A 10,692-nucleotide genomic window follows, 5' to 3' on the forward strand; every position below is an offset into this window, starting at 1 on the left:
AGTGTTACCACCCTTACTCACGATCTGAATCCTGTGGGTTAAGACGTTTGTGCGCGCGTTTTCTCAGTAACGAGTAGAGGCTCAGGCCAATAATCGACGCGAACAGCAGTCCAAAAATCGCCAGCATGGCGGAGTGCTGCGTGGCATACCACACCACCATCATGTACCAGGGCATCTGGCCGCTCGGGAACTGCGGGCCGACGCGGAAGCTGCGCACGCCGTTCTCATCGGTGATGATCGCCGTATCGCCGCGGATCCCGGCGTTGATGCGGGCGGAGTTGAGGTCGGTGTGCAGACGCGCAAGCTGGGCGTCGTCGCTGCCGATCGCCATCACGACCAGACGTTCCGGGTTCCACTGAGAGCGGAAGCTGACAAAGCCGCGCCAGGATTCGTTGGACGAGAAGTAGCGGTCGGCATCCACGCCCGACGCGTTCCAGTCGCCCTCCAGCCAGCTGCGTACTTTTTCCAGCATTTTGGGCTCGCGCACGCCAAAGCTGTGCTCGTTGCTGACAAACGGCGACTGCGCCAGCAGGGCGCGGTTAAAGGCGGTTTGGTCCAGCGAGGAGACCGCCAGCACGTCGCTTTCGCTCAGGCGCAGCTGGTTCGCGCCGCCGGACGGCAGACCGAACATCACGCGGTTATTGTTCAGCGCGGTGCCGGTGGCGTTACCGGAGCGGGCAGAGAGATCCAGCAGGGTGCCGATCTCGCTTTCGCTCGGGTTCTCCGGCAGGAGCAGCACCGTCTGGGAGAAGTCGGCCAGACGGGTGAACGGGAACGAAGCACCGACAAAGTACGAGAGGTTCGGCAGCAGCGTGAAGTGGCGCGTGTTGCTCAGATCGATACTCGAGTCTTCGTCGATACGGCTCTTGATGTTGTTATTGAGCAGCACGCTGCACGGCGCGGTCTCTTTGGTCTGGATGTTGAAATAGAGCTGCAGCTGGTTGTCGCCGTAAATCAGGTACGGCTCCAGCGGCACCTCCACATTCTCCTGACGCGCATCGCCGCCGAGCTTATGCCACAGGCCTTCAAGCAGCCCCTGTTTGTTGACCGGCAGGTTGCGCAGGAACGCGCCGTTGAAGGTCATCGACAGGTATGAACGCTGCTCGTCAATCCAGCTTTCGGATGGGAAACGGTAGGCCACTTTCAGCGGGATGGTATCGCCATCCCACATAAACAGGTCGGGCGCGGCGCGGAAGGCCAGGGTCAGGGGTTCGTGCCAGATGCCGGTCACCGTCAGGCTCTGATCCTTACGCATCAGCTCGCTCAGCAGCACCGGGCGATCGGTGGCGATCCAGCGCGGGGCATCATAAGGTTTGCTGACCGGGATGTTCTGCGCCTCAACCGGCAGGCGGGTGGTCTGGGCGTTGAACTGCCCGCGGGTCAGACGCCACGCGGCGCTTTTCAGCTGCTGTTCGTTGTTCCCTACCACCAGCAGCAGCTTGTAGATCGGGTTGCCCGGGTTATCGACCACCTGCAGCGTGGCCCCGTTGGAGGCCGGCAGCGTTAACCCGCCGATGGACTCACCCGGTTTGCCAAACAGGATGCCGTTTTTCTCCGGCAGCTGGTCATGGAGCGCATCAAAGGAGATGCCGCGATAGTCCGCTTCGATCCCCAGCCAGGAGGCGATCAGCGCCGCAGCGCCCACCTGCTCCGGCAGGGTTTTGGCCGGGAACGCGAAGGTCAGCGTGGTCGGCGTCATCTGCATTTCATCGAGGAACGGGCGCGGGAAGTGGCTGAGATCCGCGCTGATGTTCAGCTGCTGCGCCTCCAGGTCCAGCCGCGTGTTCGGCATGATGGTGACCTGGTAGCTGTCGGACAGATCGCGCTGGCACAGCAGCGCATCGCCGTCGTTGATTTTGAAGCTGATGTTGTTGCGTGACACCACCATCGCGGCCGGGATATCCAGCTGATAGCTGGAGACATTGCTGTCGGCAGATCCCAGCGGCACCGTCCCCAGCGGCTGACCGTTGAGCATCAGCTGCAGGGTGGTGTTACGGGCGGCCATCGCCGGAGAGACCTTCAGGTTCAGCTCCAGCTGGGCGTTGGTGATCACCTGGTCCGCCGAGAGGGTAAAGTCGATCCCGCCCTGTAGCTGGCCGCCGCTCAGCACCACGCCGTTTGGCTGCCCCATCTGGGCAACGGTGATACTGCTGGTGGTGCCGGGGGTGATGCCCGTTGGTGCCGCAGACGCCGCATCGGGTGTCGGTGCCGCAGGCGCGGCCTCAGGCACCGGCGTCGTCTCCGCGACCGGCGGGGTCTGGAAGGCAGGCAGCGTGTCGGGAGCAGGCAGGGTTGCCGGGGCCGTTTCGGCTGCAGCAGCAGGCGTTGCATCAGCCACAGGCTGCGCCGCGTCCGTTACCGGCGGCGGGAGATCCACCGGCAGCAGCGATTCTACGGTGGTCGGCTCTTCCGCCGTGACCGGCTGCACCAGCACGCCGAACATCAGCGCCATCTGCAGCGCTTTACGGGTCATCCCTTTCATACAGCGGTATCCTCGTTGGCTTTATTCCCGCGGCGGGCATCATCATGGCGATGACGGCGCTTTTCACGACGGTCTTTCCAGGTCAGCCAGAACAGATCGAATACGCTGCGAATAATGATAAACAACGAGCGGAACGGGTTGTCCTGCGGTTTTGGCGGGTTGATCCACGCATCGGCGCGGGCCAGCACCACTCGCACCAGTTCGCGGCGGCGGTCCAGCGGGATCTCATCAAACATCAGGCGAATGTACTGCTCGTCATGCGCAATCACGCTCACCGGAATACTGATGGCCCCGGACTGCAATTGCAGCTCAATCTCTTCGATTTCATCGGTCAGGTGACGGTCGTCCACCACCGCGATTCGGCAGCCGCCCATGGAGAGATCCAGGGTATGGCTACGCGAGGAGATGCCGCTGGCGTAGTGGATCACCACCGGCACGTTGGCATCAATACGGATGGTTTTACGCGTCTGACGGGTCTCACGGGCCACCGCAATCGCGGCCAGCAGGAAGATCAGGCTATAGAGGCCCCAGCCGACGTTGAGGGCGATAACCATCGGATCCACCCCAAAGTAGTCATGGCCGACGGCACGCACAATCCCGGCCACCACCCCTGCTGCCAGCAGCACGGCGATGATCAGGTGCGGGCGGACAATGCTGAAATCGAAATAGCCGACATCCAGCAGCGCGCCTTTATCGGTCACGTTGAACTTGCCGCGTTTCGGGAAGATCAGGGTGATCACCGTCGGCAACACCAGGTGGAAGGCCAGCACCAGGTCGTAGATCTCCCCCCAGAAGCTGTAGCGGAAACGCCCGTTGACCCGCGAGTTCACATAGATACAGAGGAACAGGTGCGGCAGCATGTAGGCGAAAATCAGGCTCGCCGAAGAGTGAATAATGTTCAGGTTAAACAGCAGGTAGGCCAACGGCGCGGTAAGGAACGCCACGCGCGGCAGAGCAAACTGGAACGAGAGCATGGCGTTGAGGTAGCAAAGACGCTGCTGCCACTTCAGGCCGCGGCCCAGCAGGGGGTTATCAACCCGCAAAATCTGGGTCATGCCGCGCGCCCAGCGGGTACGCTGAATGACGTGCACCACCAGACGCTCGGTCGCCAGCCCTGCCGCCAGCGGAATATCGAGATAGGCCGACTTCCAGCCCAGACGCTGCATCTTCAGCGCGGTGTGGGCATCTTCGGTCACGGTCTCTACGGCAAAGCCGCCGATCTCCTCTAACGCGCTGCGACGGATCACCGCGCAGGAGCCGCAGAAGAAGGTGGCATTCCAGTTATCGTTGCCGCGCTGGATCTGCCCGTAGAACAGCTGGCCTTCGTTGGGAATATCGCGGCCCGCGGAGAGGTTACGCTCGAACGGATCGGGCGAGTAGAAGTAGTGCGGGGTCTGCATCAGCGCCAGACGCGGATCTTTCAGGAAGGCTCCGACCGTTGCCTGCAGGAAGATACGCGTCGCCACGTGGTCGCAGTCAAAGACGCAGATCAGCTCGCCTTTGGTGAGCTTCATGGCGTGGTTGAGGTTACCCGCTTTGGCGTGGGAGTTGTCGTTACGCGTGATGTACCCTACCCCGACGTTGGCGGCAAATACCGCAAACTCGTTGCGCTTACCGTCATCCAGCAGGTAGATCTTGAGCTTGTCTGCCGGGTAATCCAGGCACTGCGCCGCCAGCACCGTATCGCGCACCACGTCCAGGCTTTCGTTGTACGACGGAATATAGATATCCACCGTCGGCCACTGCGCCATATCCTCCGGCAGCGGTACGATCTTGCGCTGGAGGGGAAACAGGTTTTGCAGATAACTTAAAATAATAGTTATCCAGATATAGAGTTCGGCGACAAATAACCCGATACCGAGTATGGCTTCTATTTCGGAATTAAAGTGCAGCGTCTGCGTAGCCCGGAACCAGATATATCGTGTGGACATTAAGACCGCCACGACCATCATTATTATTGATACCCGGTGATGTTTGCTAAAGCCCAATAGCAGCAGCGCCCCAATGCTGATTAAGCCGAAGATATACTGCTTCTGGCTATCCATTGGGGTAATAATAATTAATACGGCGATGGGTGCTAAGACCAATAGCAGTAGATAAAACAGCGCCTTTTTCATAGGACGTCCTGAAATTGTCGTCAGAAACTGGAGGTTCTCAGGTTGGCGTGCACGGCGCCGTCACCGACCTGGATACCCAAAATACCCGCGATACGCTTACTCACCAGTTCGATATCAAACGCAGCCGCCGAGGTGGCGCTGAAATCCAGTATCGATTGCTGTGAGGCATTGGCCTCAGGCACGCTTTCATCCCGGTTGATGACACCCAGCAGGCGGTCACCGAGGCGTTGCTGTAAGAAGGCGGTGACGTCACGGCTGATATGGCGCCGGTTGTCACTCTGGTTCACCAGGAAATAGTATCCGGCCTTGTTTTCTGGCGGTGCACCGCCGGTCAGCCGGTGGTTTTCGATGTGGGGCAGCAGCGACAACGACGCAGTATCGGCCAGCAGCGTTACCAGATGCAGATCGGCCAGCGGCGAGATCGCCTTCAGCGCCGGGTTCGGCCCTGGAGGGAAGTCGGCCAGGATGATCAGCCCCGGATAGTTCAGCAGGGAGCTTAAGCCTCGCGCCAGGAAGTTGCTGTCGCTGGTGAGGTTATGCTCAAAGACCAGGCGCTGCTCTTCCGTCACTTCGCCATAGGGCAGGACGAACATATTGCTGCCCGCCGTTAGCACCGACTGGCTCCAGTCTGCCGACTCATTAGCACGCGCAACGTAGCCGCGCCCGTCAGACAACGGCACGCCAAAATGCAGACGCAGCGCGTTCTGTACATCGAAGTCAATGGCCAGAACTTTATTGCCTGAACGTGCCAGAGCATAAGCGAGGTTGGCCGTGACCGTGGTTTTCCCTACTCCGCCTTTTGGCGAGCAAATACACACTAACGGCATGAAGCGATTTTCTCCAGGAGCGGTTGTAACGGAAGATCTTTCACCGGATGGCTGGCGCGCCCGGACGTTTTGGTCGCGAACAGCTGATCAAAGCGCACCGGCTCCGCCGGTTTGGGCGGAGTCACTGGCTCCGCAGGCGCAGCTACAGGTGCAGCAACCGGCGCGAGCGCGGGTGCTGGATGGAATGCAGCGGGTGCCGCCACGACGGGCGTTTCTTTGACGGTCGCGTGAGGGGTCGCCTCAGGACGCAGCTGCTCAAACAGAGACGGTGCCGCAGGGTGGGCTTGCGTCTGCACCGCTTTATCTGCGCTGTCAGCGCTTATGCTCTGCAGGATCGACGGGGCTGAACCGGCAGGCTCGGCCACGGGCGTCTTCGTCAGGCCGGCAAAAGCCGCATCCAGTTCACCGGGCTTAACGGCCTGCGGCACGGGCACCGCAACGCTGCCGGCCTTAGCCAGCGCGGCGTCACTGTCTACACCCGCCAGCTGGTTGATAATCGCCCAGCCGCTGTTCGACGCCTGCTTGTTTTGCGCCGACAGATCCTTGAAATGGATGTCACCCGTGCGCGTTTTATCCTTGAAACGCTGCAAATCATCATAATTTTTCATGGCATTACTCTTGATTCACAAGTCAGTATTTTTGTTTCCTGCATGACTTTGCCAGGGGTAACAGTTTTGTGGGTATACGGACATGTAAAGGGGATTGGCGATGAACCATCGTCACTCACAAAGAACTTCCCTTTACGGGCACTCATATTTGTATAGCAGATGATCTAATGCATATTACGTAGAGCTAATACTATGTACAAGCTTATCGACAGATCGCGCAATTTCTCCACTTTCCGCCCTCAATAACCCACAACATCAAGATTAAATCTGGTTTTATTCTGCAAGAATAAAATATTAATCCAGTGTTAATGTAGCATGGGAAACATAATACCAACAGGTAACTATAATCACGGTGTATGAAAAAGACGCTGTACGGCTTCGTGGGTGCAGGCGTTAAAGGAACACTAAGAAGATCGGGTGAGGCGGTAAAAATCAGATGGGGAGAAACGATCCCGGCACACAGGCCGGGATCGGAGGTCATTACAGGGCAGTCTGTCCGTATTTTGGCGAACGCGGGCCATATAACAAACCGCCAGGCCCTGCGCTGAACAGACGGGCGCTGGTTACCTGAGCAACATCATACGCTTTATCCGTTGCCGAATGCGCTATCTGGGTCACCGCCGCGCTTATCAACATGCCTAATATGCCACCGCCGTTATTACTCTGGCCCTCGTTGCTTGAGGCCGTGGCAATGCCTTTCCACAGCTCTTTCCCGGTGCGTAAATCCACTAAACGCGCCGCTGCGCTCACCCGCGTGTCGCTGCTGATCACCTGGTATGAGGTGCCATAATCGGTGAGGGTGATGTACATCACCGCATCAGCGCCAAAGATATCATGCAGTTTTTTCAGCGGGATCGCGCTGATATCGTCCGGATTGGTCATGCCGTTTTGTTTAAACGTCTCTTCCACGACCGCAACCGGGAACACGTAGTAACCGGATTCAGCAAGAGGCAGAGTGACGCTGCTCAGAAAGCCGTGACTGGCGTTCACGTCCGGCGATGTATTTTTCGGCGGCAGCACCAGGATGCTGCGCGGTTTACTTTCCCGGAAGGCAGAATAATCAGCGGGCGGTGTTTTATGGGTGGTGCAACCCGTAACGATAAGCGTCAATACCAGAGTCAGGAGGGCTGAGATTCCTTTCATTTTACGTCCCTTTATTTTTTCGTGGTCAGGAAATTGATATACGAAGCCGATTCCGGGTACTGCGTTTTTTCGGCATTAAACTCGGCCATCGCCAGCTCTCTGTTACCCGTATTGCTGTAGAGCATCCCTAGTTGGGCATGCACACCGGGAGGAACAGGCTTGCTGCTTACTCGTGACGCTTCAATCACTTTCTGTAGCGAGGCAATTTGCTCCTGCGGGCTGGTTTTATTGGTGTAGTAGTCATAGACCGACGCCTGATAATCCCCCCACGTATAGATCTTTTGCGGCGTGTTGGTTGCACACCCTGCCAGCAGCACTAGTGCTGCGCCAGTAACGAGCTTATTTACAATTGCCATCATCAATTCCTTTTAATGTGTATTTGATGGGTTCCAGCCACCGTTCTCGGTGCCAGCCACCAGGTTATTAACCGCTTCGCGAATGGCGAGATCCAATACTTTGCCGTTCAGCGTGGCGTCGTAGCTGGCCGTGCCGCCAAAGCCGAGCACTTCACGATTAGACAGCGCGTATTCACCCGCCCCCTGCGAGGAATAGACCACTTCAGAGGTGCGGACATTGACTACATTCAGGGCCACTTTCGCATAAGCCACCTGCGATTTGCCGCGGCCCAGAATGCCAAACAGCGCCCGGTCGCCGGTCTCTTTACGACCAAACTCCGTTACATCACCGGTGATGACGTAGGTCGCCCCTTTCAACTGCTGGCGCTGACCACTGATGCCGGACTCGGCTTTAATCTCTTCCATATTTGCGCGATCCAGCACATTGAAGCGGCCGGTTTGCTGTAGATGGGTGATCAAAATGGTTTTTGACTGATTTCCAAGATGGTCGACCCCGTCGGAAAATATCCCATTCATATAGCTGGAGCGGTTATCAAATTTACCGACCGATATCAGGCTGCGCTGCCCTTGCCAGGCGGTGTTATAGGTAGCGACTTTCGCGACCTCAACGGAACGGGAAGATTCCGTCGCACAGCCCGCCAGCAATAACGCGCTAAAGCAGAGCGCACTGACGATGACTTTATTGACCATGGTATTTAAATATCCTTATAAAAATAGACGAGGCGATGGGTAATTCGATTACCTTTTCTCCACAAGTTTTATTATGAACAAAGCGGCATGCATTATGACAGGTAGCGATTTAATTGCTGCAGGCTCAATGTATTTTCAGAATATATTTGGGTTTATAGGATTTTTACTCAACAGTACGGTGGTTTTCCCCTTCAATGCCTGAACCTGGTTTCATACGCTGAGGCAAGGTACATACATGACTACTCAGGTTAATTAGGCATTTTAATGGAATCGGCTACGTAAAAAAAACAAATCATGCTCCCCACGAAAATGACCGGATGAGCAGGTCTAGCCAACACACTAAATTAATCCCTTTCCGGAAAAATCATTCATACAGGTAACGATATAAATTATGGGAAACGATTTAGATGTATTCGTAAAGAGTTTGATAAAAGCGTCTAATGTGAAAAAAATGAATTATAGATATTATTTAAAGCCGCAAGGCTCCTTTCCCCAGAAGTAAAAGAACACGGCAATTCGGTGTTGGAGCACCGAATTGTCGATGACCATAATTTAGTGAAAAGGGGTGAATTATGGCCGAACGTCACTCTATGTCAGAGTGAACCATTTCCAAAGCCCAGCGACGGTTGAAGATCGGCTATGCCAGCGTCAGGCATTTTGATCCCCCTACCTGTATGACCACTTACTACTCTCGAAGCCCCAGCCTGCCCTTCAGGACGGTAAGACGAAGATCCTTCCTGGCGATGATATCCGTCCCGCCGATGTGTGCCTGTTTTCCTGCCTTCCTTTTTTCTCAGTGCCGTTAAAGAACTTTTACCTGCATGACCGCCTGGTTCCTGGTATTCCGCCAGCCCCAGTCTGCGCCTGAACAGTACTGGTTGGGAGAGGCGGGATTCAGCACCGACACGCCGGTCACGGTCAGTATGGAACAGGTAAGACTGGTGATCGAGCCGGTTAAGGGCTGACGGGTAAAAGAATATCCCGGCGCGATTTGGCCGGGATCGTTGTTTATTCAATGGGCGTTGCTACATATTCATCAAGGATATGAACATTTTCAACATTACATTCTGGGTAGATCCATTTGGCCCAATTGGTAATAATCCATTCTGTGCTTAATGCTCTACCTTCGGTTGACGCACTCTCGATTGGTAAAGATATCAAAATCAGGCCTGCTTTGTGTCCAGACGATACAACTAAGCCATGAGTTTCAAATAAATCTATGACCATAAAATCAACCCATTCTTCATATGGCCAAACAGCAGGTAACCTAAAAACAGTTCCTCGCTTAATAGATTTATTTTTATAATCAATAAGTTTCATCATTTCACCTTCAGCTCATGACCGCCTGACTTATCTATGCTGTTAGGGATTTTTTGCACAGAGAAATCAACTTTGACCAAATGTTTATCTTTCGGGCTGACAGTCTGCTTCTACTCCTCGCTCTGCTTCGACAGGTAAGTCACGTCAGGATACAACCCTCCACCCCGCTACCGCTTTCGCCGCAAGCTCCCCGCAGCCGCGTCCGTGGTAGCGGAAGCCGCGTTTGCGCATCTTAGGAGATTATTAACTTATGACATCAGTCGTTGCAAAAATTGCTTCTTCATACTTCTCAAGGTTATTACTTAACCAAGTCTCGCCTTGCCGTATAACATGAAATTTAACCACCGCACCAAATTCATCCATCGACACTATCATATTTAGTTTTTTATCGTTTCGCTCAAGGGTCCATTTATTCAAAATGGTATTACAAAACAAACAAGCATAGTCTAAGTATCGTTCAGAAACATAATCATCTATATGAAAAGAGTTAACAAAACACTCAACACCAGTCTTATCCATCAAATATTTATCATTTGGATAGACTGTAAAAAGAGCTGCAAGAAAAAAACAGTCCGCTTGTTTTACAAAACCTTTCTCAACCCATAAACAGAGTTCTTTTGGCAATACTAAGTCACTCCAACAAGCATTACGCAATGCCTCTAACATCAGCGAATTATATATCATTTTTCTCTCCCAAATATTGAATCATTCCTTTATCTATAGCCTTTTTAAAAGATGTTTCTTTCAATAAATTATTCTCTAATTTTGGCGCGCCCGGGAAAGAATTAGTTTTAGGATCATAGATATACTTATTACCCTTATTATCTTGATAGTGCAATTGTCCTGGCCTTTGGCCTGGATTAGGATTTTCAACATCAATACGTTCTTTGCCCGTTCCTTTCCATATAGTCTTGCTGGCCGTTTGAACACTATACTGACCCAGCATAGTACTACTGTTGCTTTTTGCTACACCACCACCTTTCAGCGGATCGCCATCTGCACCTTCAATTCCGATTTTCAGCATCGGATTTATATCGAAGATACCGGCCTTATTCTTGCTCAGCGAGTTATTCTCAACCGCATTCTTCCCGGCACCCGCGCCCGTTGCCGCCGCCCCCGTGCTGCCCCCCGCCAGTCCGCCCGCCATCC

At 54.5% G+C, this 10,692-nt stretch carries 11 protein-coding genes; 1 reads left to right on the plus strand and 10 read right to left on the minus strand.

Annotation, left to right across the window (positions count from 1 at the left end; translation table 11 throughout):
• Positions 1-13: 13 nt before the first annotated feature.
• The 7 genes from bcsB to V7Q49_RS18435 form a co-directional block, all read right to left on the minus strand.
• On the minus strand, positions 14-2,482 hold the full coding sequence (gene bcsB, locus V7Q49_RS18405; RefSeq protein WP_333854214.1) for a cellulose biosynthesis cyclic di-GMP-binding regulatory protein BcsB: 2,469 nt from the start codon (positions 2,480-2,482) through the stop codon (positions 14-16).
• Positions 2,479-4,599: a UDP-forming cellulose synthase catalytic subunit gene (gene bcsA, locus V7Q49_RS18410; protein WP_333854216.1), complete on the minus strand. Its 2,121-nt coding sequence runs from the start codon at positions 4,597-4,599 to the stop codon at positions 2,479-2,481. The genes bcsB and bcsA overlap by 4 nt, the downstream gene beginning before the upstream one ends.
• 20 nt (positions 4,600-4,619) lie before the next feature.
• A complete protein-coding gene (gene bcsQ, locus V7Q49_RS18415; RefSeq protein ID WP_333854218.1) occupies positions 4,620-5,426 on the minus strand; it encodes a cellulose biosynthesis protein BcsQ in 807 nt (268 codons plus the stop codon).
• Positions 5,417-6,034: a cellulose biosynthesis protein BcsO gene (bcsO, locus tag V7Q49_RS18420; protein ID WP_333854220.1), complete on the minus strand. Its 618-nt coding sequence runs from the start codon at positions 6,032-6,034 to the stop codon at positions 5,417-5,419. Before bcsO ends, bcsQ begins: the two co-directional genes overlap by 10 nt.
• Positions 6,035-6,514: 480 nt before the next feature.
• Complete coding sequence (locus V7Q49_RS18425; RefSeq protein ID WP_333854222.1) at positions 6,515-7,177, minus strand: DUF799 domain-containing protein; 663 nt, start codon at positions 7,175-7,177, stop codon at positions 6,515-6,517.
• An 11-nt stretch (positions 7,178-7,188) separates the two neighbouring features.
• Positions 7,189-7,536 carry a DUF4810 domain-containing protein gene (locus tag V7Q49_RS18430; RefSeq protein ID WP_442913080.1) on the minus strand — a complete coding sequence of 116 codons (348 nt, stop codon included), beginning with the start codon at positions 7,534-7,536 and terminating at the stop codon, positions 7,189-7,191.
• A 9-nt stretch (positions 7,537-7,545) separates the two neighbouring features.
• Complete coding sequence (locus tag V7Q49_RS18435) at positions 7,546-8,223, minus strand: CsgG/HfaB family protein (RefSeq protein ID WP_333854224.1); 678 nt, start codon at positions 8,221-8,223, stop codon at positions 7,546-7,548.
• Between the two features lie 821 nt (positions 8,224-9,044).
• Between V7Q49_RS18435 and V7Q49_RS18440 the strand changes: the two genes are divergently transcribed.
• Positions 9,045-9,188: a SymE family type I addiction module toxin gene (locus V7Q49_RS18440; protein ID WP_333854226.1), complete on the plus strand. Its 144-nt coding sequence runs from the start codon at positions 9,045-9,047 to the stop codon at positions 9,186-9,188.
• A gap of 43 nt (positions 9,189-9,231) precedes the next feature.
• On the opposite strand, the gene imm45 is transcribed toward V7Q49_RS18440, so the two are convergent.
• The 3 genes from imm45 to V7Q49_RS18455 form a co-directional block, all read right to left on the minus strand.
• A complete protein-coding gene (gene imm45, locus V7Q49_RS18445; protein WP_333854228.1) occupies positions 9,232-9,543 on the minus strand; it encodes an Imm45 family immunity protein in 312 nt (103 codons plus the stop codon).
• Between the two features lie 243 nt (positions 9,544-9,786).
• On the minus strand, positions 9,787-10,227 hold the full coding sequence (locus tag V7Q49_RS18450) for a hypothetical protein (protein WP_333854230.1): 441 nt from the start codon (positions 10,225-10,227) through the stop codon (positions 9,787-9,789).
• Positions 10,217-10,692 (minus strand): VENN motif pre-toxin domain-containing protein (locus tag V7Q49_RS18455; RefSeq protein WP_333854231.1); only part of this gene is annotated, 476 nt, incomplete at its 5' end. The genes V7Q49_RS18450 and V7Q49_RS18455, both read right to left, overlap by 11 nt.

This window comes from Leclercia sp. (assembly GCF_036780805.1).
Classification (GTDB): domain Bacteria; phylum Pseudomonadota; class Gammaproteobacteria; order Enterobacterales; family Enterobacteriaceae; genus Enterobacter.